Consider the following 25188-nt stretch of genomic DNA (forward strand, 5'->3'; position numbering starts at 1 on the left):
ATACGTATGGCTTTAACTCCAACCCGCCGCAACGTCGGTATGGTAGTGGCACCGCTGCTGGCTCTGCTGGTATGGTTCATCACCCCCACGCTAGACTATCAGGCCCGCCTGGTGGCAGCTATCATGTCGTTTTGCCTGGTGTTTTGGATGACGGAGGTGATTCCGCTCTCCATGACTGCTTTTCTGGGGGTGCTGCTGGCCATCCTGCTGGGTATCGCCGAGGTAGACACAGCCTTCCGGAACCTGGGCCACCCGATTATCCTGCTCTTTATCGGCAGCTTTCTGCTGGCCCGCTCCATGACGCGCCACGGGCTCGACAAGCGCATCGCGCTCTTCATACTTTCTCGCTCCTTTTTCCAGCAGAGCCTGTTCCGGCTTTTCCTGGGCTTTTCGGCTATATCCTTTCTGCTTTCGATGTGGGTGAGCAACTCGGTGACGGTGGCCATGCTGCTGCCGTTGGTGCTGGGGGTAACGCAGCTGGTTTGCCAGCATGAGAAGGAAAGAAGCACAGCCGTCTACTTTTTGGTGGGCATCGCCTACAGCGCCTCCATCGGAGGGATCAGCACCATCATCGGCTCCCCGCCAAACCTGATCGGGGTAAATTACCTGGAGCAGGAGGGAGTGCGGATCGATTTTCTGCAGTGGATGTACCTGGCCATGCCGGTCTCGCTGAGTATGTATGGTTTTCTTCTGCTGTACATGCGCCACTTTTTGGGCAAGAGCCGCTACAACAGGCAGGTTGTAAAGGCGTACGTAGCCGAGCATCAGCGCCAGGGGAAGAAGCTGCGCATGGGGGAGCAGGTGACAATGGGCGTATTTATACTGGCAGTTATACTTTGGCTGGCGCCCGGCGTTTTTAACCTGTTAGGCATGCAGGAGGCCTACGATTTTATGAGCACCTACTTTGCCGAGAGCACCGTGGCCGTGCTGGCCGCGCTGCTGCTGTTCCTGATTCCGCCGGGGCAGGAGAATGGAGGCAAAGGCACCCTAACCACAGAAGACCTCGTGAAGATAGACTGGGACACAATCCTGCTTTTCGGGGGAGGCATGGCGCTGGGGCAACTGGTGGTCAGTTCCGGGTTGGCAGATATTATCGGTAAGAGCATTACCACGGCCATAGACCCTAACCAGCAGCTGTTGTTGGTGCTGGTGCTCGTGTTTCTGGTGGTGATGCTGACGGAGGTTAGCTCCAACACCGCTATTGCCATTACGTTCGTGCCGATTATTATTGGGGTGTTGCATGGGCTGCAGCTGCCCCTGCTGTACCCTGTGCTGGGAGTAGTGATTGCCTGTAGTATGGCCTTTATGCTTCCGGTAGCCACGCCGCCGAATGCCATTGTGTATGGCAGCAAAGAGGTGCCTATCAGCCAGATGATACGCGCAGGGGCAATTCTGAACGTAGTGGCCACTATCCTGATTACAGCCTGGATGGCCCTGTACATGATGGGGCAGTAGCGTAAAAGGCATCATCAGCTGACGATACCTGAATTTTCTATAGTATTAACTAAGACAGGCTGAGCGCAGCCAACATTTGAGCACATGCAAAACCGCAGAACCTACCGCATCGTCATGACCATTGCCTGCTTTGTGTTTGCAGGTATGAACGCTTACCGAATTTTAAAGGGAGATTATGCCGCTATAGATGTATTTCTGCTGGTGGTTTTCCTGGTCTTCGGTATCATGTACCTTTTTATACTTTTCAGGAAAGACCGTCCGGAGTAGGAGGGGAGGTATGAAAAGAAAAAACCTGAAAGTCAACATTGTTCCTTCTAAACAATAAGACTTTCAGGTTCTCAACTTTTAGCCAAAGGTATCTATATTTACGCGAGTGGCTATCGGAAGGTTATGATTTGTCAAATTTTTTTTTATTTTTTTGCGAAGCACTACCATCTATTCTCCAGACACAAGAGAAGGACATCAATCTGAATAAAATTTTTATATAATTATTCCTTGATTTGTATGTGTTAAACCTAAGGACTTTAGCAGCAAAACCTGTTATAGTAGGCGAGCGAGATTATAGTCCCTTTTTGTTGCCGCTGCCTAGCAGCAGCGAGATAGGGCGCATTTCATCATGCTTGTCGGCAATGAGCTTTAGGATGGCTAGGAAAGGTATAAACAGGATCATGCCGGAAGCGCCCCAAAGTATACCGCCCGCCACAATGGCCAGCAGCGTGAAGAGCATGTTTACCTGCAGCCGCGCACTTACCGCCCACGGGAATATCAGGTTAGCCTCCAGGTACTGCACTACCGAAAACACCGTCACCACCCCCAGCGGGTACCACACCGAGTCGTAAGTGATCCAGGCGACGGCCATGGGCAGGATGGCCCCAATCGTGATGCCCACATAAGGTATAAACGTAAGCACAGAGGCTGCCACGCCAAAGAAAACGGCATGCGGCACACCCAGCGCCAGCAGCCCCACGCTGTTCAGGATGCCCACAATCACATACACGATAACCATGCCTTTGATAAAGTTATAGTAGGTGGTGATAGTTTCGTGCAGGATCTGCTTGATCTTGCCGTGCTCGCGCCTCGGAAAGAAGGAAGCCAGTGCCCGGGCCAGCGCCTCGCGGTTGTAAAGTATAAGCGCCACGTAAATAGGGATGAGTACCAGCAGCACTAGCGATACCGCCGAAGTATACACCACGCCCTGCACCATGTTAAAGGCTTTGGAGGCCGCTTCGGAGGTGATGTTCTCCAGCCACTGCACCTGCCTGGTTGTCGCAATGCCCAGTTGCCGCTCGGCATAAACGCTGATGTCGTGGAGGGCGCTGCTGATCTTTACCTGTAGCTGCGGCCACTCCTCTCCGAACTGCAGCAGCTGCGTTACCAGCAGGAAGGCGAGTCCGCCAACCAGCACCAGCACCAGCAGCAGGCAGAGCGCGATGGCTGCCCAGCGCGGCAGCCCTTTCAGCTCCAGCCAGTGGCATACCGGGTAGAGCACAAAGCTAAGGAGCAGCGCAAAGCTGAGCGGAATAAACAAGGTGCTCCCGAAGTACAGGATCACCGATATCAGCACGATATACTGCAGCCACCTAAGCCAGTTTACCTCTGCGCTATTGTTCATAGAAATGCTATATTTGTTCTGGCAGTACGATAGCTGCTGCCAACGCTAAGATTCTCAAATATTTTCTCAAAAACCATAGACGCTACCCTATGAATCTGAAATTAACCGCCCTGCTACTAGCCTGCGGGTTGGGCCCGGCAGCATTTGCCCAGGATGTGAGCACCATCACGCAAGACGAAGTGACGCGCATCGTCTCCACCCTCAGCCACGACAGCATGCAGGGCCGTGCTTCTTTTACGCCCGGCATTGACGAGGCAGCCGACTTCATTCAGAATGAATTTAAGCAAATTGGCTTAAAACCCCTGCCCGGCGAGGATGATTTTCTGCAGACCTTCGACATGTACCGCATTTCTCCGGAGGAAAAAGAGGCAAAGTTCAGGCGCAGTAAAATCTCGGAGGAGCACATTTTCGCCATCACAGACAAGGAGGAGCTGGAGTGGAACCAGAAAGACAAGGTAAAAACAGTGCGTATCGGGGAGAACGATAATTTCAGGGAGGCGCTGCAGGGGCTGGATAATAAGGAGGATGTGCTGGTGCTGGTGCACCCGAAGCACCAGCAGATGTTTGAGCGCTACCAGCACTACCTGGAGCGCGGCAACGTGAAGCAACAATTGGGCGGAGAAGGCAGCAAGGTATTTATACTTACCGATGAGCAAACGCCTAAAAAGTATAAGATCGAGATAGAGAACAAGGTAGAGAAGCTGCAGCTAACCAATGTGGCCGGCATGATAGAGGGCAAGCGCAAAGATGAGTTTGTGGTGTTCTCGGGTCACTACGACCACATCGGCATACAGGAGGCTGTAGACGGCGACAGCATTGCCAACGGCGCCGACGACGACGCAGCCGGTACCACCGCCATGATGCTGCTGGCCGATTACTACAAGCAACAGCCGCAGCCGGAGCGCACCTTGCTGTTTGTGGCTTTTACGGCAGAAGAGATCGGGGGCTTTGGCTCCAGGTACTTTTCCGAGCAGCTGAACCCAGACCAGATCGTGGCCATGTTCAACATCGAGATGGTGGGCAAGCCGTCTAAGTTCGGGCCGAACAGCGCCTATCTTACCGGCTTTGAGCGCTCCGACCTGGGGCAGCTGATGCAGAAAAGGCTGGAAGGCACCACCTACAGCATCCACCCCGACCCTTACCCGGAGCAGAACCTCTTCTACCGCTCCGACAACGCCACGCTGGCCCGCCTCGGCGTTCCGGCACACACCATCTCCTCGGTGCAGATAGACCAAGACAAAACCTACCACACCGTAAACGACGAGCTGGAGCAGCTAAACATGGAGCATCTGACCAACATGATCCGGGCAATAGCTTTAGCTTCAGAAGGTGTGGTGAACGGAGAGGATACACCGACGCGGGTGGATAAGTCGCAGGTGAGGTAGAGGAAAGCTGGCAAAAGGTTGTGAAGGAAGAACAATATATAATAGTATGAAGACTTTTATTTCATTAAGCTTACTCTTATGCTTAGCATTTAGCACAGTGGCTCAGACAAATTACTTTAAGCCTAAAAAGCTTAAAGCAAAGTCTACTTACACTCATATAGAAACCAAAACTGAGTTTCCTGTTATAATTGATAAGTACAAACGAACAAGTGTTTACTCTTTCAATAAAGAGGAAATAAACATTGGGGCTACATATGAAATAAAGAACAATTATGATAAGACAACCTTCACAGTCTATGTTTATCCGGCTGATGATAAGAGTGAGGGGCGTTTGCGTAGTGAATATTTAAGTTCTTTACAATCAATAGCTAATGCTTCGTATCGCGGCGTAGGGGCTAGCCAGCACCCTGTTAGGTATATGGATGATGAATATAAAATCAATGGTTATACTGCTGATATCGCCAGTAAGTTTGGTAGAAGCAGCTCAAGGCTAACTGTGTATGAATGCGGAAGCTGGTTCTTGAAAATCAGGCTCTCCTCTGAAAGCTTAGATTCTATAGCATTTGAAAACTTAGAGAAAAAGATTGTTGATGTATTTTCGCCTGCAAAGCTCGTAAAACAGAACCCTTTATCAGGTAAATTCAAAATTCATTTAGCAAAAGGTGCCTTTCGTGACTCTACTATGCTTCATACAGTGCTTGGCAGCTCATACAAAAAGTTTGAGTGGATGTCAGAGAATATTGATTCAGTTGAATTAATGGCCTCTATACCTGACTTATACTTGGAGTATAACTCTATTCCCTTAAAGGAAATGGTAAAGCTATGGCAAGAAAGTCCGTTTAAAAGCTCCACTGCTACTGATAAATACCTAGCGGAGTTGAAGATGGTAATTGACAGTGGCTTTCTAAATGAGATGATTGTAGATCAGTATCATGCAGTGGTTATCTTACCTGAAGGCTTGGAGTTAGACCTTAAAGCCTATAGAAGTTGGCTTTTACAAAATCCCATTAGCATAGACATTAATGAAAAGTTTTATGTACTGAGCAGCAGTGAAGAGTAAACATATGTATTAAGAGGCAGAACTAGCTTCTCTCTGGCGCAAGCGTCCGCTTGTGCCCAACCTGCAAAGGCAGAAAGCAGCACAAGCAGACGCTTGCGCTAGTAATAAATGTAGATGAGCTGCAGCTCAAAACTCACACAACAGCATGAATAAAAGATTATCCCTGCCCTTTCTTATACTTCTATTTATCTTCGGATGCAAAGAAGAAGATAGCTCTCCGAGTCAGTGTGGTCGAGTAGAATTGGCAATTAATGGAGTTTCTAATAAAGCCTCAAAGCCTATGGCTATTATAAGTGAGATGAAATCGCAGCTTAATATTCGTTTATTCACAGTGGTAAACACGGAGGATACTTTACATTTCTCAATGGCTGTGCATAACTGGACATTAGCCCACTCTACTCCGGATAAAGCTATGGTGAATACGTTTACAAGTGAATTCACTTATGATAGTTGTCAGACCACCACTGAAAGCTTTGAGAATTGCGCTTCTTTTATCGGTTACGCTATTTATAAAAATAAGGACAGCTTCTATTATACTCTTGACCAAGAGTCGGATAAGCTAAATCAAATCCGAATTCTGAGTATTGATGAATCAAAGAAAAAACTATCAGGAGACTTTAATTTCCGTGTTGTAAAGATTGATGATTCTGGATTAGGCGACACGGTTACAGTAGCCGGAAGCTTTACAGATGTTTGTTACCTGATAAACAAGATAGACTAGCATCCTTTTATCGCTTTCAGATTTACCCCCTTGCACAAGCGGACGCTTGCGCTAGTATAAAGTATAATACGAAAGCGGCTCCCAATCAGGAGCCGCTTCTCTGTTTATTTCTTCTTCGCTTCAAACTTTACCTCTGCCATCACTGGGAAGTGGTCGGATGGGAAAAGGCCGTTGGCGTAGGTATCGGTTAGAATGCCGTAGCGGGTAACTTTAAAGCCTGGGCTTAGCCAGATGTGGTCGATGCGCTCGTCGGTTTGGCGGGTGGCCTCAAAGCCATTAAACGTGCCGCGGTGGGCGTAGCGCTTCTCGGCCAGTTGAAAAGCCGCCGTCAGGTTGCTGCCGGCGCTCATGGCTTTGTACTTCTCATCCTTTTGGCTGAAGTTGAAGTCGCCGGTAAGTATAACCGGGGCAGATTTGGCTATCTCTTTTATCTTCTGCTGCATCAGCTTCACGCTTTCTTGGCGAGCCTTTTCGCCGCGGTGGTCGAAGTGCACATTGAAAAGGTAAAACTCAAGCCCTGATTGCTGATCCCTGAACTGGCCCCAGGTGCACACGCGCGGGAAATCAGCGTCCCAGCCCTTGCCCGGTTTCTCAGGCGTTTCGGAGAGCCAGAAGTTACCTTGCTTCAGCAGTTTATACTTGTCTTTTTTGTAGAACACCGCCGCATACTCCCCGGCCTGCTTCCCGTCGTCGCGGCCCACGCCAATGTAGCCATAGCCTGGCAGCGCTTTCGCCATACCTTCCAGCTGGTGGTGCTGCACCTCCTGCGTCCCGAAAATATCGAAGTCATGAAACTGCACCAGGTCCGCAATAACCGGCAGGCGCTTTTGCCAAGCGTTTACCGTGTCGCTCTTGTTGTCGTAGCGGATGTTATAGGTGGTTACACGCATAGTTTGGGTCTGGGCAAGTATGGAAGTGGCGCAAAACAGCACCAGCAAGCCGGCAAAGTATAAAAATTTGGTTGTCATAGGTCGTTGTTTGGTTATGGTATAGATTTGATCTTCAGAATTAAATCATTTTCCTGCCCCTTCAAAGGGGGACTTTTCTGAAGGTGTAATAAAATTTACGTTGTAAAATTACACCTACGTATATCCCGTACCTTCGAAGGGGGCAGGGGGATGACAATCGTTCAGGAATATTCATCCAAAGCTTAAGTTAGCTTTTTTATCCGCACCAGCCAAAGTATACTTCCCCTCTCATACTTCGTCTGCATCCACCTACACAATTCATCAATTTTTTACGACCTTTGTATCTAGCTAAAGTATAAACACCCTTGTCTGAGCTACTGAACTTTAATTACCCGCCGGAGCCGGCCACAGACCGCGTCACGCTGTTTGCCGATGTGATTCTGCCGCTGCCCCTGCCCAAGCTGTACACCTACCGCATCCCTTACGAGATGAACGACGAGGTGTCGGTGGGCGTGCGGGTAATTGTGCAGTTCGGCTCGAAAAAGGTGCTCAGCTGCATTGTAGCCGACATCCACGAAAATGCGCCGGCCGATTACCAGGCCAAGTATATCCTGGACGTGCTGGACGACAAGCCGATCATCACGGCGCCACAGCTCAAGCTCTTTAAGTGGATTGCGGATTACTACATGTGCACGTTGGGCGAGGTGATCAATGCCGCGCTCCCTTCTGCACTCAAGCTCAGCAGCGAATCCCGGATACAGCTGCACCCGCACTACAACCCCGAGGAGGACGAACTTATACTTGCGCCGCAGGAGGAGAAGATCATTTTTGCGCTGCAGAACAACCAGGCGCTTACTTTTACCGAGGTAGGCAACCTGCTGCAGCTCAAGAGCTACCACAAGTTCATCAAATCGCTGATACAGAAGGAGGCGATCATTATTTATGAGCAGGTAAGCGACAAGTTCTCGCCGAAGGTGGTGAAGAAAATCCGCATCACGGAGCATTTTGTGCAGGAGGAGGGGCTATTGGAGGAGCTCTTTAACCAGCTCACGCCGCAGCCCAAGCAACTGGATATATTGCTCAACTACCTGCAGCTCGTGCCCGTGCACCAGGACATCCACCTGAACTACCGCGGCATCGAGAAAAGCGCCCTCACCAATAATCCGCACCTGTCGTCCTCGTCCATCAACACGCTCATTAAAAAAGGCGTGCTGGAGCAGTTCGACCAGATCGTGTCGCGGTTCCCGATGGAGCATGAGAACCAGCAGCTGCCCATGGCGCTCTCGGAGCACCAGCAAGAGGCCAAGGACGAGATTTTGGGGCTGTTTAAGGAGAAGGAGACGGTGCTGCTGCACGGCGTGACGGGCAGCGGCAAAACCGAAGTATACATCGACCTGATCAAACACGCGCTGGATGGCGGCGGCCAGGTTTTATACTTGCTGCCGGAGATTGCCCTGACGGCCCAGATCGTGACGCGCCTGATGAAAGTGTTCGGCGACAAGCTGGGCATCTACCATTCCAAGTTCTCCGATAACGAGCGCGCCGAAGTATGGCAGGGGGTGCTTTCGGGCCGTTTCCAGGTGGTGATCGGCGTGCGATCGTCTATTTTCCTGCCTTTCCACGATTTATCTTTGATCATTGTGGACGAGGAGCACGAGCCAAGCTACAAGCAGTACGACCCGGCCCCGCGCTACAATGCCCGCGAAACGGCGTTGATGATGGCCCACCTGCAGGGAGCCAAAACCTTGCTGGGCTCTGCCACGCCGTCTATCGAGAGCTACTACAATTGCAAGACCGGCCGCTGGGGTTTGGTAAGTATAACCAAGCGTTTCGGGGAGGCCAAACTGCCGGAGATCGAGCTGGTGGATACGCGCCGCGAGCAGCAGCGCAAGAACATGCACAGCCATTTCTCGGCCAAATTGCTACAGGATATTGAGGAGCGGCTGAAGCGGCACGAGCAGGTGATCCTGTTCCAGAACCGCCGCGGCTACGCACCCTTCATCTCCTGCGACGAATGCTCCTGGATACCCAAGTGCAAGTTTTGCGCCGTGAGCCTCTCGTACCACAAGTATAACAACGAGCTGCGCTGCCACTACTGCGGCTACCACGAGCGCATGCCCCACGACTGCCCCGCCTGCGGCGCCACCACCCTCAGAAGTATGGGCTTCGGAACGGAGAAGGTAGAAGACGAGCTGAAGCTATTGCTCCCCAACGCCGAGGTGCAGCGCATGGACCTGGACACGACGAAAAAGAAGAACAGCTATCAGCAGATAATCTCGGATTTTGAGAGCGGCCGCACCAATGTGCTGGTGGGCACGCAGATGGTCACCAAAGGCCTCGACTTCGAGAACGTGAGCCTGGTGGGCATCCTCAATGCCGACACGATCATCAACTTCCCGGATTTCCGGGCGCATGAGCGGGCCTACCAGCTGTTTGTGCAGGTTAGCGGGCGTGCTGGCCGCAAGGGCAAGCCGGGTTCGGTGATCATCCAGACCCGCGACCCGCTGCAGCCGATTTTCAACAAGGTGCGCAGCAACGATTACCAGACGCTGTACGAGCATGAGATAGAGGAGCGCCTGCGTTTCGGTTACCCGCCGTTCACACGCATGATCCGCATCACCGTAAAGCATGCCGATGATAAAGTGGCCGAGAATGCCGCCATCGTGCTGGCCAAAGATCTGACAGACCGCTTGGGCAAACAGCAGGTGCTGGGGCCGGAGGTGCCCTACATTTTCAAGATCCGCAACCTGTTCCTGCAGGAGATCCACATCAAGCTGCCCCGCGACTCCACGAACCTGAAGTCAGCCAAAGGCCAGATCGTGCAGGCTATCTTTAACCTGAAGCTGCTGCCCGACTTCAAAAGTATAAGGGCAGTGGCCGACGTGGACCCGGTTTAAATCTTGAAAATTAAGTTTAGAATATTCTGAACCCACCTCTAACCCCTCCGAGGAGAGGAAATTTTTTGTGAATTGAGAAAGTAGAGTGCACACTGTTCAACTGACTTAAATTTTAATTGCCGGAGAAAGAGCAAAAAAGAAAGGCTACCCGATCGGGTAGCCTTTGCTGTAACTAAAACTTATACTTTTTTATTCTTTCGTCTTATCAGAGTCTGTGGACTTGGTTGGCTCTTTTTCCTCCTCCCCGTCGTTAGCAGTCTTGGCTTTTTTGCCAGTAGACTTCTTCGAGGTGAAGGTAAGCTTTTCTTCGCCTTCCTTGTAATCCACCATGATCACGTCGCCCTGGTTTACCTCAGCCTTCAGTATCTCCTCCGCAATCGGGTCTTCGATGTATTTCTGAATAGCTCGGTTTAGCGGGCGCGCGCCATACTTCGGATCATAACCTTTCTCGGCCACAAAGTCTTTCGCTTCTTTTGTCAGCTCGATGGTATAGCCAAGGCCTTCCACGCGCGTGAACAGTTTCTTAAGCGACAGCTCGATGATCTTGTGCATATCCTCACGGTTAAGCGAGTTAAACACAATCACGTCGTCCAGACGGTTCAGGAACTCTGGCGAAAACGTTTTCTTCAGAGCGCTGGCAATTGTGCCCTTCATAATGTCGTCCACGTTCTCCTGCTTAGCCTTAGACATGAAACCGATACCGGCGCCGAAGTCCTGCAGGTCGCGGGCACCGATGTTGGATGTCATGATGATGATCGTGTTACGGAAGTCCACCTTGCGGCCTAGTCCGTCGGTCAGGATACCATCGTCCAGCACCTGCAAGAGCAGGTTATACACATCCGGGTGCGCTTTCTCGATCTCATCTAGCAGTACCACAGAGTATGGCTTGCGGCGGATCTTCTCGGTCAGCTGGCCACCTTCTTCGTAGCCCACATATCCCGGAGGCGCTCCCACCAGGCGAGACACGCTGAATTTCTCCATGTACTCACTCATGTCGATACGCACCAGCGAGTCCTCTTTATCGAACAGGTAGGTGGCCAGCACTTTGGCAAGCTCAGTTTTACCCACACCTGTCGGGCCAAGGAACACGAACGAACCGATCGGCTTTTTCGGGTCTTTCAGGCCAACACGCGTACGCTGGATGGCTTTCACCAGCTGCGTAATCGCTTTGTCCTGTCCAATCACTTTGCCTTTCAGCTCATCGCCCATGTTCAGGAGTTTCTGTCCTTCATTCTGGGCAATACGCTTCACCGGAATACCTGTCATCATGGCAATAACCTCTGCCACATTTTCCTCTTTTACGGTATAGCGCTTTTTCTTCGTCTCTTCTTCCCAGTTGCGCTTGGCAGCGTCCAGTTGGTCGATGAGTTTTTTCTCCTTGTCGCGCAGTTGGGCAGCCTCCTCATACTTCTGGCTCTTCACCACGCGGTTTTTCTCTACCTTGATGTTCTCGATCTGCTCTTCCAGCTTCAGGATGTCATCCGGCACAATGATGTTGTTGATGTGCACGCGCGCACCAGCCTCATCCAGGATGTCGATAGCCTTGTCCGGCAGGAAGCGGTCGCTCATGTAGCGGTCAGAAAGCTTCACGCAGGCCTCAATCGCCTTATCAGTGTAGTTTACGTGGTGGTGGTCCTGGTACTTGTCCTTGATGTTGTTCAGGATCTCGATCGTCTCCTCCGGTGTGGTAGGGTCTACCATCACGATCTGGAAACGACGGGCCAGGGCGCCATCCTTCTCGATGTACTGGCGGTACTCATCCAGCGTGGTAGCGCCGATGCATTGGATCTCGCCACGGGCAAGCGCAGGCTTGAACATGTTAGAGGCATCCAAAGAGCCGGAGGCGCCGCCGGCACCAACTATGGTATGCAACTCGTCGATGAACAGGATCACGTCCGGAGACTTCTCCAGCTCGTTCATCACGGCCTTCATACGCTCTTCAAACTGACCTCTATACTTTGTGCCGGCTACCAGCGAGGCAAGGTCCAGGGTTACCACACGCTTGTTAAACAGCACGCGGCTCACCTTCTTCTGCACAATGCGCAGGGCCAGGCCCTCGGCGATGGCGGTTTTACCCACGCCCGGCTCACCTATCAGGATCGGGTTGTTTTTCTTACGGCGGCTCAGTACCTGGGCCACGCGCTCAATTTCTTTCTCTCGGCCAACGATCGGGTCCAGCTTATCGTCCTCGGCCAGCTTTGTTAAGTCGCGGCCAAAGTTATCGAGCACCGGCGTGCGCGATTTCTCCCCTGGCTTTTTGCTCGAAGAGCTGCCAGAGCGGGACGATGAGCTACCAAACAGTTTGTCTGAGTCATCAGAATCGTCTGTGTCGGACGATGCGAGTGGATTATTGCTATGATAATCCAGCGAGTCTCTTATTGCTTCGTAGTTCACGTTAAATTTCGCTAAGATTTGAGAAGATATGTTGTCCTCGTCCCGTAGGATGGACAACAGAAGGTGTTCTGTGCCAATGATATCGCTCTTGAAGATTTTCGCCTCCAGGTAGGTTATCTTGAGCACCTTTTCGGTCTGCTTCGTCAGAGGGATACTGCCCGTGATGTTGCTGCTTTGTGATGCTGTATTTCGTGTAGCCTGCTCTAAAGCGTACTTTAATTCATCTATCGAAACGCCAAGCTTCTTCAGCAGAGAGATGGCCGTACCTTCTCCTTCCCGAATCATACCCAGCACCAGGTGTTCGGTGCCGATGTAGTCATGGCCAAGCCGTATGGCTTCCTCACGGCTAAGCGAGATGACCTCTTTTACTCGGTTTGAGAATTTTGCTTCCATGTATACTATACTCCGTGTATTCTTTTAAACTCTGAAATGTTATAACTGATTGAGCTTTACAGTTGTAGTCTCTTTTTAAACAAGCATTTTAGTACAAATGTTCAGCTTGCGGATACGTCTTTACTGAAGGAATGAAACTGACGCCGGACCCTGTGTAAATAACAAGTCAATTATACTTAGCTCTGGTACAAATTGTTTGCCAAACACTTGCGTATATGGTATTACGTGCAAATTGTCAGGATAGATTTTAGGATGTATCCTGTTTCTGAGATCGAGCACGCTCTTGGGGGGCTGAACCTGGTACTCCTCTGTGTACTGCAGCGGTTTGTTTAGTTTCAGTAATTTAAGATAAAGCTTCAGAAGTTCAACGTTCAGCTCGAATAAAAATTTCGGCTGCCGCTCGTAAACCTCCCGCAGGTAGTCGCTGTAGAACTCGAAGTAGGGCGCGCGGCCATACGCCGCCTGTATGGTGCGCCAGTGCACCAGCTGCCATTTCTGGCTGTAGTCTATCTCAATTTCTGTTATCGGGATTTTTATTTTGCTGTTGCCGCGCAGCACCGGCACGCTCAGGGGCTGCACCCCGTGGGCGGTCAGCACGTGGCAGCGGTTGCGGTAGCTTTGCTTCACGTAGTTTTCGTGCGCCTCCAGCAGTATACTTTCACAGCGAATGGCATGCCTGAAATAACTGATGGGCGGGTTATACTGTATTTCGGTTAGGAGAATCAAGTTGGAGAATAGAAATTAAGAATTAGAAATTAGAAATGACTGGGGCGATATTGCCACAGTGGGCTAATATCGCTAATAAAACTTAAAAGCGCTTAAGGCAAAAGCCTTGCTTATATTTTAGTAAGTACGGTTTCAGTCCCATAATATAACTTTTACTTCCGGAAGTGGCGGAATTGCTATTCCCACCCAATTTCTCATTTCTAATTTTTAATTTCTAACTAGATTAGGTTGTACCTTTGCGGCTGCTCCGTTTGCCTGTGAAAAAAAACATACACATACCTCCGCTCTACTACCCGCTCTGGCTGCTGCTTAAAGTTTTGTCACTGTTGCCGCTATCAGTGTTGTACCTTTTGTCCGACTTCCTGTACTTTATAGTCTATTATATGGTGGGCTACCGAAAAAAAGTAGTGCACAACAACCTGCGAAAAGCTTTCCCGGAGAAAGACGATGCTGAAATCGGGCAAATATCCAAAGACTTTTATAAGCAGTTTATGGATGTGGTGGTAGAGATTCTGAAGCTTCGGTCTATGGACGCAGCCGAAATGGAGCGTCGCATTGTTTTCATGAACCAGGAGCTGCTGGATAATTATGTGCAGCAGGGGAAAACCGTGATAACTATGGGCTCTCACTCCTGCAACTGGGAATGGGTGCTTTCTGCCGGGGCGGTGCAGTTCGGTTTCCCGGCTTATGGCATTTACAAGCCCCTGAACAACCCGTTCTTCGAAGCCTTTATGCTGAAGACGCGCAGCAAACTAGGGGCAAGGCTGATAAAAATGAAAGATACCCTCCGAGACTTTGCCGCCAACCGGAACATGCCGCGCGTGGTGGCGATGCTCTCAGACCAGACGCCCCTGAAAAGTGAGATTACATTCTGGACTACTTTCTTAAACCAAGATACACCATTTTACGAGGGAGCCGAAAAGCTGGCAACCCGCTTTGGCTATCCAGTGCTTTTCCTGGATGTGAAACGCACCGCCCGTGGCTACTATGCCCTTACTTTTGAGTTGATATCGGATGGTAACCCCGCAGCAACTGATGCAGATGCGCCTTCCATTACAGAAATATTCGCTCAAAAGCTGGAAGCCGCCATCCGCCGCGCCCCCGCCGACTACCTCTGGACCCACAAGCGCTGGAAACATCGCCGCGAAGCGGCAGAGAAGTAGAAAGGTAGAGAAGTGAAAATATAGCCGTTCCCAACTTTCTACTTCTCTACCTTTTTACCTTTCTACCTACAAATACTCCTCAATGTCGCCGGCTCCCTGGCGCAGCACCTCAAAGTTATTTGTGGCATCTACCACGGTGGAGGCGATGTTGTTGCCGGGGCCGCCGTCTATCACCGCGTCCACCAGGTTGCGGTATTTCTCATAGATCAGCTCCGGGTCAGTGCTATATTCTATCACTTCGTCCTCATCGCGCACGGAGGTGGAGAGGATTGGGTGACCAAGCTCCCTTACCAGCTGCAGCGCAATGTTGTTGTTCGGCACGCGTATGCCCACCGTCTTCTTTTTGGCGCTGGCATACTTTGGCGTGTTGCTGGTGGCATCCAGCACGAAGGTGAATGGCCCGGGAAGCGCCTTCTTCATCACCTTATAAGTGGGGGTGTCTATTTTGGCGTAGTCGGAGATGTGGGTGAGGTCGGAGCAGATGAAGGAGAGGTTCACCTTTTCGGGCTTTACGCCTTTTATCTGGCACACACGCTCTATGGCACGGGCGTTATGGATGTCGCAGCCAAGGCCGTAGATGGTGTCGGTAGGGTAGATGATGACGCCCCCGTTGCGGAGGATTTCCACTGCCTCGCGTATTTTTCGCTCCTGCGGGTTGTCGGGGTGTATCTGTATAAAGGCTGCGTTGCTCATAGTTTTATCAAAGTATAAAAAGTATAAAAAGGACGTTTAGGTAATGATACTGGCTTAGCTGCAGAAGCGTTGCAAAACCTGCCTGTGGCTCAGTTGCCAAACTCTCGGCGTAGCAGGCTGTATACTTCCAGGTCGTGAAAGCGCCCGTTTAGCAGTTCGCCGTCCCGCTGCACTCCCTCCAGCGTAAAGCCTAGTTTTTTAGGGATGTTGCTGCTGCGTTCATTGCCCACGCCCACCCTGATCTCGACACGGTTCATGCGCAGTTTTTCAAAAGCATAGGTAATTAAGGTGTGGCAGGCGCGCCGCATAATGCCGTTTCCCTGCTTGTCCTCCGCTAGCCAGTAGCCAATCTCCAGCTTCTTGTTCAGCCTGTCTATGCATTTAAACCCGATTAGGCCGCACACTTTCTGCACGTGCACTATCACAAACACCAAATCGTTGGTGTTGCCTGGCGCGGAGATGTGCCTCAGGTATGCCTCGGTGTCGGCAACGGCCTGGCTGTAGTCTATAAAAGGCAGCCACCGGCGCAGGTAGGGGCGGTCGCGGTCTATCAGGTAGTACAGGGCAGAGGCATCAGCTACAGAAGCACGGCGCAAGTATAGGTCAGAGGCAACTGGCAGTTGTAGTAAGCTGGAGGCTGTTTTCATAGTATGGATGCTGGTTTTTTGCAAGCAAGTTAAGTAAATCAAGTATATAGGTAGCAGCAGCGGCTAAACAAAGCTAAGGCAAGAGAGGTTAAATAAGTACAGGTTAATCACTTATTTTTTACATGATCTATGAAAACATCTACGCTTTTACTGTTTATACTTTCACTGTGCTGTAGCTTCTCGGCTGCTGCTCAGGACGAGCCAAAGCTAACCATTGGGGCCAAGGCAGGCATTAACTTCTACAGCCTCAGCAGCGATGCACTGATAGTGGACGATGACACCGGCCTGAGCTATGAGTTCGGGGTGTACGGGCGGATAGGGGAGCGGCTCTTCGTGCAGCCGGAGCTCAATTTTGTAAGCCATAAAACCCACCTGATCACCCGCATACAAACACGGGCGGGAGAGCGCGACGCGCTGACGGTGCGTTACCTGCGCATCCCGGTTATGCTGGGCTACCGCACCGATTACGATGGCAAGATCGCTTCCCGCATCAGGTTTATGGCCGGTCCTTCCATCTCTTACGCTGTGGGTGTGGCCGACAATAACCTTGGCATCAAACGCAACGATATACACAACGCACAGTTTGCCCTGAACGGAGGAGTAGGCTTTGAAGTATGGCTACTGCACCTGGACCTGCTGTACCACCACTATTTTACAGCACTGTTAAATGATGGCAGGGCAGAAGGCAAGGGCAGGGCGTTCTCTATTTCGGCAGGTGTGGGTTTTTAACTGATTTTACACGGTAGCAATGCAGCACAGCACAGTTATACTTGTCCCCGGCCTCGGCGACTCAGGGCCCAACCATTGGCAGAGCCTTTGGCAGCAGCAATTCCCGGCATTTGAGCGGGTGCAGCAGCAGAACTGGGACGCGCCCAGGCAGCAGGATTGGGTGGAGGAACTGGAAAAGGAAGTAGCCCGCCACAAGCCGGATCAGGTGGTGCTGGTGGCGCACAGCCTGGCCTGCATTGCCGTGGCGTTTTGGGCGCAGAAGTATAACCGTAAAATAAAAGGCGCCCTGCTGGTGGCACCCGCTGACACAGAAGCAGCTGCGTTTCCAGAAGCGGTAGTTGGCTTTTCGCCCATCCCGCTGCAGCCCTTGCCCTTTAAGAGTGTGGTGGTAAGCAGCAGCAACGACAGCTACATTTCTGCTAAAAGGGCGCAGCAACTGGCCAGTGCCTGGGGTAGCCGCTACGTCAATATTGGTTTAGCGGGGCATATCAACAGCGCCTCCGGCTACGGCTGCTGGGACGAAGGGCTGGAACTGGTAAAGGGGCTGTGCGGCACGTCGAGGTTGTGATGCTGGGGTAAACCACCCATTATTCTTTCAAGGAGGGGAATTTACCCTACCCCAGCCCTCCCCTAAAAACAGGAGAGGGAGCTTTGCAGATAATTGTCATCCCCCTGCCCCCTTCAAAGGGGGACTTAGCTTAAGCTCCGTCAGCCGTGGCTATCGAACTTGATCCCAGTCCTTGGGTGGGGGTAGGGGCCCTCGACAAGAGCGCCTTGTGCGATCCGGTGCCGCCCTGGCGGCATTGCGACGCAGGAGCAAAGGAAATGTAGACAGCGCGATGCCCTTATCGAGGGCCCCTACCCCCAAGGCGAGGCCTCCCGGCCTTGAGGGCGCCAAAGCCAGAGTTGAAACGATAGGCAAGTAAGACTGAGGATAAACGGCAGCTTGAAAGTATAGCTTATGTCCAGTTACAGAAGGCAACGACTATGCTACTAAAAAAACACAGATTATAAGATATATTAGAGATGGAAGTAGCCTTGAAGAGACTATTCACTAATAATCAGCATCAAGAACTACTGTTTAATTAATCTGCTTCCTGAAACCGCCTTTGCCGCTACTTCTGCGGCCTTTGCTGCCGGCGCCAAAGCTTTTTCCCCGCACAGCGCTACTCCCGCTTCCACTGTTGCCTTTGCTGGCGGCGCTTTTCAGCTGCTCTACTTCCTCAGGCATTAGCTCGCGCCACTCGCCGGGCTGTAAGCCTCCCAAAGAAAACGGACCTATACTTGTGCGGATGAGGCGGAGCGTGGGGTAGCCTACGGCGGCAGTCATGCGGCGCACCTGGCGGTTCATGCCTTGCGATATCTTTATTTCCAGCCAACAAGTGGGTATGTTTTTACGAAAACGGATCGGGGAGGAGCGCTCCCATACTTTAGGTTCGCCTTCCATCAGGCGCACTTTGGCAGGGGTGGTTTTGCCGCCTTTTATCTGCACCCCCAGCCGCAGCCTCGTCAGCGCCTCCTCCTTCGGAATATCATCTACCTGCGCCCAATAGGTTTTCTCAACCTTAAACTTTGGGTCGGAGAGGCGGTGCTGCAGTTGCTTGTCGTCGGTTAAAAGCACCAGACCCTCGCTGTCGTAGTCCAGGCGGCCGACGGGGTAAATGCCCGGCTCGGGCACAAAATCCTTTAGCGTGGCACGGCCAGCCTCATCGGTAAACTGCGTGAGCACTTCGTAGGGCTTATTTACAATAATGTATTTCAAAGTATAAAAATAAAAGGTTTTCGATCAGGAAGTGCCTGTCAGCTGCTGTGCCTGCCACTCGGCAAACTCGGGTTTCAGGAGCGAGAACATCACGGAGTCTTCCAGTTGCCCGTTTACCAGGTAGTGGTTGCGCAGCAGGCCCTCCCGCCGGAAGCCAAAGTGCTGCACCAGCTGCAGTGAGGGTGTGTTGTACGTTGCCACCAGGGCCTCCACGCGGTACAGGTTCATCTGCCGGAAGCCAAAGGTAAGTATACTTTCCAGCGCTTCTGTCATCAGCCCTTTGTTTTTATACTTCTGGTCTGTGATGGCGTAGCCGATTTCGGCGCGGCGGTGGCCCGGCACCCAGGTATGGTAATCGCAGTGGCCGATAACCTGCTTCGTTTCCCTATCTAGCAGGTGGAAGCCTTTAAAATCCTGGTGATAGGTGGTGATGCCTTTGGTGTAGCGCTCTTCCATTTCCTCAAACTCCTGGTCGGTTTGCAGGTGCAGGTAGGCCATGATCTCCGCCTTGGGCTTCTTCAGGAACAGCTGGTTAAAAAGGGCGGGCGTCAGCTCGCGGAGCAGCAGGCGTTTGGTGGTAAGGACGATGGGAGAGGAGCTGAACATGCTGTCTGAGTCAGGATTTACAGAATTTTAGGATGTACAGGATGAGGTACTACTTTATTATACCTGTAGTTGGCAGGGAAAGTATAGCTTAAAACGAAGTATACTTTTCTGCGCCGCAGAAAGGAGGTTAAAAGCCTACCGCAAGTATAGCCAGCTTTGCTTTTAAAAAAGAGAAGTTGAAAACTTCTGCCATGCACAGCCACAAACTGCACTGCGCTAAGCTAGCGGGAGTTAATCCTGAATCAATAACTGACCATACAACAATTTAGCAATTAATAACTGCCGTTATACTTGCGCACAAACCACTCTACCACGATCAGGCCCAGCAGCAGGAAGAACAGCCATTTCAGGTCCACCAGGTCGCTGAGTTCTTCTTTGCTGTAGATCACGTTCTTGTGGTCGGCCTGCAGGATGTCCTGCTCCAGCTGCTGTAGCTGCTGCGGGTAGTATAGCCTGGCGCCGCTGTTGCTGGCCAGTTGGTAGAGCAGGTTGTGGTCGGCCACGGCGTTGAGGGCCTCCAGTTGCAGCTCCTCCACCACAAACTCGCCTTCGTCTTTCTGCCGTTGCCCGTTTATACTTGCGGTGGCCGTGTAGCCATAGCGCCCGCCGGGCAGCGTGCCGATGTTCACACCGCTCTGGTTCTCGCCGTTGGCAAAGGTAAAAGTGCGTTTCTGCTCATCCTCGCCGGTTATGATAAGGGTGATGTTTTGCCCATAGATCGGCTCCAGCGCCTCGTTATACGCCTCGGCGTTGAAGTGTATTTCATCAGAGCTGGTATACTCGGTTTGGGTAGGGTAAACGTTCAGGCGCTTTTTGTTTCGGGGCGCGCTTAGCAACTGCACCAGGTTGGTAATTAGTTGGTTATATGCTTCCGGCTGTTCGTTGTTAGCTGCTTCCTGCAGGCGCCACTGCCAGGTGCCCGAGGCCAGCATCACCGCGTTGCGTTTGTCGCCGGAGGTTTGCACGGCCAGCAGCGGCTTGTTGGTGCGCACGCGGCCCACCTGCTGGTAAAGTATAACTTCGGTGTTTGGCGCCAGCTTTACCTCCCCGAAAGGCACCCGCGCCGGCGGGTACTCCTGCAGCCGCTCCGCCGCGTTCTCAGGCAGCTGAAAATTGCTGAAACCGGAGTTGGCTACGGCTGTTACCTCGTCGGTTTGGCCGGTGCTGATGAGGCTGATGCCCACGTTGAGCCGGTTGAAATTGGCCAGGTCGCTCTGCGGGCCGAGGATGTAGAGGGCAGGCAGGTTCTTTTGGCGCACCAGGTTCAGGGCAGCCTCGGCGCCGGCTGTGCGTCCGGGCAGTTGGTGCAGCACCGCCACATCGTAATCCTGCTGCTTCAGTTCGTATACGCTGGGTATAAACAGCACCGTTTCGTAGTTCTCGTTCGTTTCTATGGCAGAGCGGATGGCCTTGATATCAGGATGCGGGGCTGCGGCAGCGATCAGCACTTTTATCTTGCCTTTCACCACATCGATGTAGGCATGCTTGGTGTTGTTGAGGGTGGTGAATTCGCCCTGCATCGGCTCTACCTGCACTACGTAATGGCGCTTGCCCAGCCCGCTGGCCAGCACCCGGAACGGCACCTGCTGCACCTGCTGGTTATCTTTAAAGAGTACTTTTTTGCTGGCGATGGTTTTGCCGTTTTCCTGAAGTATCACGTTGGCCGTTCTGCCGCCGAAGCCTTCGTGCTGCAGCTCCACCTCCAGCGGAAAGCGGTTGCCACTGTAGTTTACCTTGTTGTAGCGCAGCGAGGCTACTAGCACATCCTTCTTCGGCACGGTATCGCCCACAGCCACCGGATACAAAGTATAGCCGTAGTTGGCATAGGTCGGCGACATGCCCTGGTTCACGATGCCATCCGACAGCAGCACCACGCCCGCCAGGTTCTGCTCGGCATATCCGTCCTGCACTCGCTGCAGCAGCTGGCTCAGGTTGGTGGTCTCGGAGCCGTAAGTTACATGGTTTATACTTTCCTGTTGATCGTCTCCCAGCGTCTGGAGGGCCGTTTTATAACCCTGATCCTCCAGTTGCTCCCGCACCTGCTGCAGTTGCTGCTGCGTAGCCTTCAGCTCCGTAGAGTCCGAGAACAGCGCCACCGACTGCGAGTTATCCACGGCGAACACAATGGTAGGAGGCACGGTGGTATTGGACACATACCGCACCAGAGGACCCATCAACAGAAAACAAAGTATACTGACCACCACAAAACGAAGGGCCGCCAGCGCGTAGTTGAGCTGCTTTGGCCACGGTGTCTTTTTGCTGTACAGCAGCCACGCATACAACGCACCCGCTGCCAGGCAGGCAAGTATAAGCCAGGGTGAGGCGGTGGTGATGAGGCGGAACGACACGTTGCGGAGTTAGAAAGTTAAAAGGTTAGGAAGTATAGATTTTGCTTTACGATAGCTTTTGCGTATTGGTGCAGGTGGCAACTTACTGGCGCAAGCGTCCGCTTGTGCCATGGCTACTACCTCTTGGGCACAAGCGGACGCTTGCGCCATTTTTTAGCCAAAGCTTTACCTGCAAAACTAAAGTTAAAACAAAAAGACCAATGCTATTAACGTAAACGCCGCCGCATTGGTCTTTTTTAGATTGTAGGTTCCGAATTCCGAGTCACAGGCTCCGAGTTATTACTCTTCGCAACTCTTGACTCGGAATTCGGAACTCAATTATGTTAGCATGCCGCCGTCTACCTGCAGCACCTGGCCGGAGATGTAGGCAGAGTCGTCGGAAGCCAGGAACACGGCTGCTTTGGCCACATCCTCCGGGGTACCGCCACGCTTCAGCGGAATAGCCTTGCGCCACTCGTCCACCACTTTTTGGTCCAGCTCACCGGTCATCTCTGTTTCGATAAATCCCGGGGCAATGGCGTTGCAGCGGATATTGCGAGAGCCCAGCTCCAGCGCCACCGACTTGGTGAAGCCGATAATACCCGCCTTAGAGGCCGCATAGTTGGCCTGGCCCGCGTTTCCTTTGATGCCTACCACCGAGGTGATGTTGATGATGGAGCCGCTCTTGGCGCGCATCATGTGCTTGGTGGCCGCCTTGGTCACGGCAAAAACAGATTTCAGGTTCACGTTCATCACCGCGTCCCACTGCTCCTCGCTCATGCGCATCAGCAGGCCGTCGCGGGTAATGCCGGCGTTGTTCACTACGATATCGATCTTGCCAAATTCCTTCACTACGTCCTCTACCAGCTGCTCGGCCTGCGCATAGTCCGATGCATCGGAGCGGTAGCCTTTCACTTTGCCGCCGCCAGCTGCCAATTCCTGCTCCAGCGCTTGCCCCTTCTCCACACTGGAGAGGTAGGTGAAGGCCACCTGTGCGCCCATTTGTACAAATTGCTGTGCTATGGCACGGCCTATTCCTTTTGATGCCCCGGTAATAAGGGCTACTTTTCCTTCTAATGCTTTCATGGGAGCCAAAGTTAAAAAAGATTTCGGTAATCGGAAGGAATGGCCTTTCGAATGGCGCTTTTGGCTGCGAATACGCTGTTTTTAAGGGTGTTGAGGGAAGTATAGTAAAGGTAAAATAGAGGGAGTAAGTATGGCTACGGCAGCCTTTGTGCTATGTATGGATTGGTAGAATGTATTGTAACATATTTATAACCTGAATATTGTGCTGAAATTGACTTTTATTTTTATAGGTTAAAGTATATTTTCGTGCAACTATTAACCAAAGGTACCCCAAACTCATGTTAAAACGCACGAAAGGACTTGCCATCCTGTTCGCGTTGTCGTTGTTAATTTGCATTACGGCTGCGCAAATCCTTAATTTCTCCCCGGCCTACCTGATGGGCTCTAAAACGGTGGAGGCGGCCCCTGTCACCAGGTCTGCTGTGAAAACAGAAAAGAAAAAACAACCGGCCCCTGTCGTCTACGGCATCGCCACCGACTCGCTGGAGATAGTGGAAGACGAGGTAGAGCGTGGCCAGGTACTGTCTGGCATACTTGCCAAGTACAACATCGACCCCACCACAGTGCACAACCTGGCCCAGAAGGCAAAAGAAGTATTTAGCGTGCGTAAAATTGCCGCCGGCCGCAACTACACCATCCTGCACAAGCGCGATTCAGCCCAAACTGCCCAGTACTTTATCTATGAGCCCAACCAGGTGGAGTATGTGATCTTTGACCTGCGCGACAGCCTGGAGGTAACGCTGAATAAGCGCAAGGTAGAAGTGGTGGAGCGCACCATTGCCGGTGAGATCAACAGCTCCCTGTACGTAAGTATGGTAGAGGCCGGCGGCTCGCCGCAACTGGTAAACAGCTTTGCCGACATCTTTGCCTGGCGCCTGGACCTGAACCGCCTGCAGCCTGGCGATAATTTTAAGCTGATCTACGAGGAGAAAGTAGTAGACGGCCAGACCATTGGATTCGGTGAACTGAAGTCTGCTGTTTTTGAGCACGAGGGTGAGGAGATCTATGCCATCGGTTTTGACGAGGGCAACGGCCTGAACTACTATGACCAGAAGGGACAGAGCCTGAAAAGAGCTTTCCTGAAAGAGCCGCTGGAGTATAGCCGCATCAGCTCTCGTTTCTCCAAGCGCCGTTTCCATCCGGTGCAGAAGCGCTACAAAGCCCACCTGGGCACCGACTTTGCCGCACCGCGTGGCACACCGATACGTACAGTTGGCGATGGCGTGGTAGTGGCAGCCCACTATACCAGCGGAAACGGCTACTTCGTGAAAGTGCGCCACAACAGCACCTATACCACACAATACCTGCACATGTCTAAGTTTGCCAAAGGCATCCGCAAAGGCGCCCGCGTTAAAATGGGCCAAACGATCGGCTACGTGGGCAGCACCGGCCTGGCCACCGGCCCGCACCTCTGCTACCGCTTCTGGAAGAATGGCCGCCAGGTAGATGCCCTGCGCGTGAAACTGCCAGCCGCCAACCCGGTCAGCAAAAACCATATGACTGCCTTTGACGAGGTAAAGGAACAAACCATGCACCGTATGCAGGCCATCGATATTAAAAGTATAAAGCAGGAGCTTTTAGCCTCCGGAAAAGACAAAGATCCTACAGATGCATAAAACTATACTTTAGTGAACATTTGATAAACAGCAAGAGGCGCTATTTCCAGCGCCTCTTGCTGTTTATATAGTCTAAGGGCTACTTTGCTTCTCCTGGCGCAGGCGTCCGCTTGTGCCTTACCCGACACCAACAACGCTCCTCCTTCAGCATGATATGGAGACAGCTGCATAGTATGAATAGCCCAATGGAGGCACAAGCGGACGCTTGCGCCATAATAATTGAAAGAAAAAGAGGCGCCGGAAAAAGCGCCTCTTCAAAATTATACTAATCCCTTAAATCACTGGTCTTATTTGCAGTATTTTTTCAGGTAAGGTTCAGCGTCTTTCAGTCCCAACTGCTTAGCCTTAGCCCAGTCGGCGCAGGCGCTGGAGCGCTCGCCGATGTTGTAGCGGGGGGCACCGCGGTTGTAGTAAGCTTCGGCATACTTGCCGTCCAGCTGAATGGCTTTAGTATAGTCGGCCACAGCCCCGCGATAGTCTTTTAACGCATAGCGCACCAGGCCGCGGTTGTTGTAAGCCCGGGCATCTTTAGGGTTAAGTTCAATGCCTTTGTTAAAGTCCTTCAAGGCGCCTTTGTAATCCCGTAGGTTATACTTGGTCAGGCCGCGGCTCAGGTAGGCCTCTGCATACCTGGGGGCGGCTGCAATGGCGCTGCTAAAGTCTTCTATGGCTCCTTTGTAGTCGCGGAGGCGGTCTTTGGCCACGCCGCGGTTGGTAAGGGTGCGGGCATGGTCGGGCTCCACGAGCAGCACCTTATCATACTCCCGGATAGCATCCGTATAGAGGCCTGCCTTAAACTTCTCATTCCCGTTAACAAAATACTCTTTTATGTGCTGCTGTGCAGACGCAGTGTAGGAGATGAACAGCAACAAAAACAAGGGTAGAATTTTTAGCATACGCAATAGCAATTTATACTTTCGGAGGCTAAAGTACGGCAGTATGATACACGCTCAAAATAAAATTAGGATTATTGTGGTATAATGGGATGTGAGTACTATGAAGTTCCTG

The 25188-nt window shown here is 51.9% G+C and carries 21 protein-coding genes; 10 read left to right on the forward strand and 11 right to left on the reverse strand.

The window, feature by feature from the left end; translation table 11 throughout:
* The first annotated feature begins 6 nt into the window (after positions 1 to 6).
* Together FJM65_RS09330 and FJM65_RS09335 are read left to right on the forward strand one after the other, a co-directional pair.
* Entirely contained in the window at positions 7 to 1455 is a 1449-nt protein-coding gene (locus FJM65_RS09330) for an SLC13 family permease (protein WP_239022894.1), read from the forward strand.
* Positions 1456 to 1539: 84 nt separating this feature from the next.
* A complete protein-coding gene (locus FJM65_RS09335) occupies positions 1540 to 1722 on the forward strand; it encodes a hypothetical protein (protein ID WP_140621236.1) in 183 nt (60 codons plus the stop codon).
* A 292-nt stretch (positions 1723 to 2014) separates the two neighbouring features.
* Here FJM65_RS09335 and FJM65_RS09340 read toward each other — a convergent pair whose 3' ends face one another.
* Positions 2015 to 3067, reverse strand: coding sequence for an AI-2E family transporter (locus FJM65_RS09340; RefSeq protein WP_140621237.1), 1053 nt, complete (start codon positions 3065 to 3067; stop codon positions 2015 to 2017).
* Between the two features lie 89 nt (positions 3068 to 3156).
* On the opposite strand from FJM65_RS09340, the gene FJM65_RS09345 reads away from it, so the two are divergent.
* The 3 genes from FJM65_RS09345 (at position 3157) to FJM65_RS09355 (ending at position 6233) form a co-directional block, all read left to right on the forward strand.
* On the forward strand, positions 3157 to 4452 hold the full coding sequence (locus tag FJM65_RS09345; RefSeq protein WP_140621238.1) for a M20/M25/M40 family metallo-hydrolase: 1296 nt from the start codon (positions 3157 to 3159) through the stop codon (positions 4450 to 4452).
* 46 nt (positions 4453 to 4498) lie between these two features.
* Positions 4499 to 5512: a hypothetical protein gene (locus FJM65_RS09350; RefSeq protein ID WP_140621239.1), complete on the forward strand. Its 1014-nt coding sequence runs from the start codon at positions 4499 to 4501 to the stop codon at positions 5510 to 5512.
* Between the two features lie 145 nt (positions 5513 to 5657).
* Entirely contained in the window at positions 5658 to 6233 is a 576-nt protein-coding gene (locus FJM65_RS09355; RefSeq protein WP_140621240.1) for a hypothetical protein, read from the forward strand.
* Between the two features lie 104 nt (positions 6234 to 6337).
* Here FJM65_RS09355 and FJM65_RS09360 read toward each other — a convergent pair whose 3' ends face one another.
* Positions 6338 to 7201 carry an endonuclease/exonuclease/phosphatase family protein gene (locus FJM65_RS09360; protein WP_140621241.1) on the reverse strand — a complete coding sequence of 288 codons (864 nt, stop codon included), beginning with the start codon at positions 7199 to 7201 and terminating at the stop codon, positions 6338 to 6340.
* Positions 7202 to 7506: 305 nt separating this feature from the next.
* Between FJM65_RS09360 and priA the strand changes: the two genes are divergently transcribed.
* Complete coding sequence (priA, locus tag FJM65_RS09365) at positions 7507 to 10038, forward strand: replication restart helicase PriA (RefSeq protein WP_140621242.1); 2532 nt, start codon at positions 7507 to 7509, stop codon at positions 10036 to 10038.
* Positions 10039 to 10227: 189 nt separating this feature from the next.
* On the opposite strand, the gene FJM65_RS09370 is transcribed toward priA, so the two are convergent.
* On the reverse strand, positions 10228 to 12825 hold the full coding sequence (locus FJM65_RS09370) for an ATP-dependent Clp protease ATP-binding subunit (protein ID WP_140621243.1): 2598 nt from the start codon (positions 12823 to 12825) through the stop codon (positions 10228 to 10230).
* Positions 12826 to 12945: 120 nt separating this feature from the next.
* Positions 12946 to 13551: a WbqC family protein gene (locus tag FJM65_RS09375; protein ID WP_239022895.1), complete on the reverse strand. Its 606-nt coding sequence runs from the start codon at positions 13549 to 13551 to the stop codon at positions 12946 to 12948.
* A gap of 257 nt (positions 13552 to 13808) precedes the next feature.
* On the opposite strand from FJM65_RS09375, the gene FJM65_RS09380 reads away from it, so the two are divergent.
* On the forward strand, positions 13809 to 14714 hold the full coding sequence (locus FJM65_RS09380) for a lysophospholipid acyltransferase family protein (protein WP_140621244.1): 906 nt from the start codon (positions 13809 to 13811) through the stop codon (positions 14712 to 14714).
* A 66-nt stretch (positions 14715 to 14780) separates the two neighbouring features.
* On the opposite strand, the gene FJM65_RS09385 is transcribed toward FJM65_RS09380, so the two are convergent.
* Complete coding sequence (locus tag FJM65_RS09385; RefSeq protein ID WP_140621245.1) at positions 14781 to 15407, reverse strand: L-threonylcarbamoyladenylate synthase; 627 nt, start codon at positions 15405 to 15407, stop codon at positions 14781 to 14783.
* 89 nt (positions 15408 to 15496) lie between these two features.
* Complete coding sequence (locus FJM65_RS09390; RefSeq protein ID WP_140621246.1) at positions 15497 to 16054, reverse strand: GNAT family N-acetyltransferase; 558 nt, start codon at positions 16052 to 16054, stop codon at positions 15497 to 15499.
* Between the two features lie 129 nt (positions 16055 to 16183).
* Here FJM65_RS09390 and FJM65_RS09395 point away from each other — a divergent pair, with 129 nt between their 5' ends.
* Together FJM65_RS09395 and FJM65_RS09400 are read left to right on the forward strand one after the other, a co-directional pair.
* On the forward strand, positions 16184 to 16783 hold the full coding sequence (locus tag FJM65_RS09395) for a porin family protein (RefSeq protein ID WP_140621247.1): 600 nt from the start codon (positions 16184 to 16186) through the stop codon (positions 16781 to 16783).
* Positions 16784 to 16802: 19 nt separating this feature from the next.
* Positions 16803 to 17351, forward strand: a complete 549-nt coding sequence (locus FJM65_RS09400; RefSeq protein ID WP_140621248.1) for an RBBP9/YdeN family alpha/beta hydrolase — start codon at positions 16803 to 16805, stop codon at positions 17349 to 17351.
* A gap of 513 nt (positions 17352 to 17864) precedes the next feature.
* On the opposite strand, the gene FJM65_RS09405 is transcribed toward FJM65_RS09400, so the two are convergent.
* The 4 genes from FJM65_RS09405 to fabG all read right to left on the reverse strand — a co-directional run bounded on the left by FJM65_RS09405 (position 17865) and on the right by fabG (position 22564).
* Positions 17865 to 18545, reverse strand: a complete 681-nt coding sequence (locus FJM65_RS09405) for a pseudouridine synthase (RefSeq protein ID WP_140621249.1) — start codon at positions 18543 to 18545, stop codon at positions 17865 to 17867.
* Between the two features lie 24 nt (positions 18546 to 18569).
* Entirely contained in the window at positions 18570 to 19151 is a 582-nt protein-coding gene (locus FJM65_RS09410; RefSeq protein ID WP_140621250.1) for a GNAT family N-acetyltransferase, read from the reverse strand.
* 272 nt (positions 19152 to 19423) lie between these two features.
* The gene (locus FJM65_RS09415; RefSeq protein WP_140621251.1) at positions 19424 to 21499 is read right to left on the reverse strand and encodes a VWA domain-containing protein; all 2076 of its coding nucleotides are present in this window, start codon (positions 21497 to 21499) and stop codon (positions 19424 to 19426) included.
* 318 nt (positions 21500 to 21817) lie between these two features.
* On the reverse strand, positions 21818 to 22564 hold the full coding sequence (gene fabG / locus FJM65_RS09420) for a 3-oxoacyl-[acyl-carrier-protein] reductase (RefSeq protein WP_140621252.1): 747 nt from the start codon (positions 22562 to 22564) through the stop codon (positions 21818 to 21820).
* A 278-nt stretch (positions 22565 to 22842) separates the two neighbouring features.
* Between fabG and FJM65_RS09425 the strand changes: the two genes are divergently transcribed.
* Positions 22843 to 24180 carry a peptidoglycan DD-metalloendopeptidase family protein gene (locus FJM65_RS09425; protein ID WP_140621253.1) on the forward strand — a complete coding sequence of 446 codons (1338 nt, stop codon included), beginning with the start codon at positions 22843 to 22845 and terminating at the stop codon, positions 24178 to 24180.
* Positions 24181 to 24467: 287 nt separating this feature from the next.
* Here the strand turns inward: FJM65_RS09425 and FJM65_RS09430 are convergent, their stop codons facing one another.
* Entirely contained in the window at positions 24468 to 25076 is a 609-nt protein-coding gene (locus FJM65_RS09430) for a tetratricopeptide repeat protein (protein ID WP_140621254.1), read from the reverse strand.
* Positions 25077 to 25188: the final 112 nt, after the last annotated feature.

The sequence above is a fragment of the Pontibacter mangrovi genome (assembly GCF_006385705.1).
GTDB classification, from domain to species: Bacteria; Bacteroidota; Bacteroidia; order Cytophagales; family Hymenobacteraceae; genus Pontibacter; species Pontibacter mangrovi.

Bases quoted from the DNA above. Each gene is read 5' to 3' on its own strand.
- FJM65_RS09360 (WP_140621241.1), bottom strand. From the start codon at position 7,201: ATGACAACCAAATTTTTATACTTTGCCGGCTTGCTGGTGCTGTTTTGC.
- FJM65_RS09330 (WP_239022894.1), top strand. From the start codon at position 7: ATGGCTTTAACTCCAACCCGCCGCAACGTCGGTATGGTAGTGGCACCG.
- FJM65_RS09390 (WP_140621246.1), bottom strand. From the start codon at position 16,054: ATGAAAACAGCCTCCAGCTTACTACAACTGCCAGTTGCCTCTGACCTA.
- FJM65_RS09425 (WP_140621253.1), top strand. From the start codon at position 22,843: ATGTTAAAACGCACGAAAGGACTTGCCATCCTGTTCGCGTTGTCGTTG.
- FJM65_RS09355 (WP_140621240.1), top strand. From the start codon at position 5,658: ATGAATAAAAGATTATCCCTGCCCTTTCTTATACTTCTATTTATCTTC.
- FJM65_RS09335 (WP_140621236.1), top strand. From the start codon at position 1,540: ATGCAAAACCGCAGAACCTACCGCATCGTCATGACCATTGCCTGCTTT.
- FJM65_RS09340 (WP_140621237.1), bottom strand. From the start codon at position 3,067: ATGAACAATAGCGCAGAGGTAAACTGGCTTAGGTGGCTGCAGTATATC.
- FJM65_RS09350 (WP_140621239.1), top strand. From the start codon at position 4,499: ATGAAGACTTTTATTTCATTAAGCTTACTCTTATGCTTAGCATTTAGC.
- FJM65_RS09385 (WP_140621245.1), bottom strand. From the start codon at position 15,407: ATGAGCAACGCAGCCTTTATACAGATACACCCCGACAACCCGCAGGAG.
- FJM65_RS09400 (WP_140621248.1), top strand. From the start codon at position 16,803: ATGCAGCACAGCACAGTTATACTTGTCCCCGGCCTCGGCGACTCAGGG.
- FJM65_RS09370 (WP_140621243.1), bottom strand. From the start codon at position 12,825: ATGGAAGCAAAATTCTCAAACCGAGTAAAAGAGGTCATCTCGCTTAGC.
- FJM65_RS09410 (WP_140621250.1), bottom strand. From the start codon at position 19,151: ATGTTCAGCTCCTCTCCCATCGTCCTTACCACCAAACGCCTGCTGCTC.
- fabG (WP_140621252.1), bottom strand. From the start codon at position 22,564: ATGAAAGCATTAGAAGGAAAAGTAGCCCTTATTACCGGGGCATCAAAA.
- FJM65_RS09395 (WP_140621247.1), top strand. From the start codon at position 16,184: ATGAAAACATCTACGCTTTTACTGTTTATACTTTCACTGTGCTGTAGC.
- FJM65_RS09345 (WP_140621238.1), top strand. From the start codon at position 3,157: ATGAATCTGAAATTAACCGCCCTGCTACTAGCCTGCGGGTTGGGCCCG.
- FJM65_RS09430 (WP_140621254.1), bottom strand. From the start codon at position 25,076: ATGCTAAAAATTCTACCCTTGTTTTTGTTGCTGTTCATCTCCTACACT.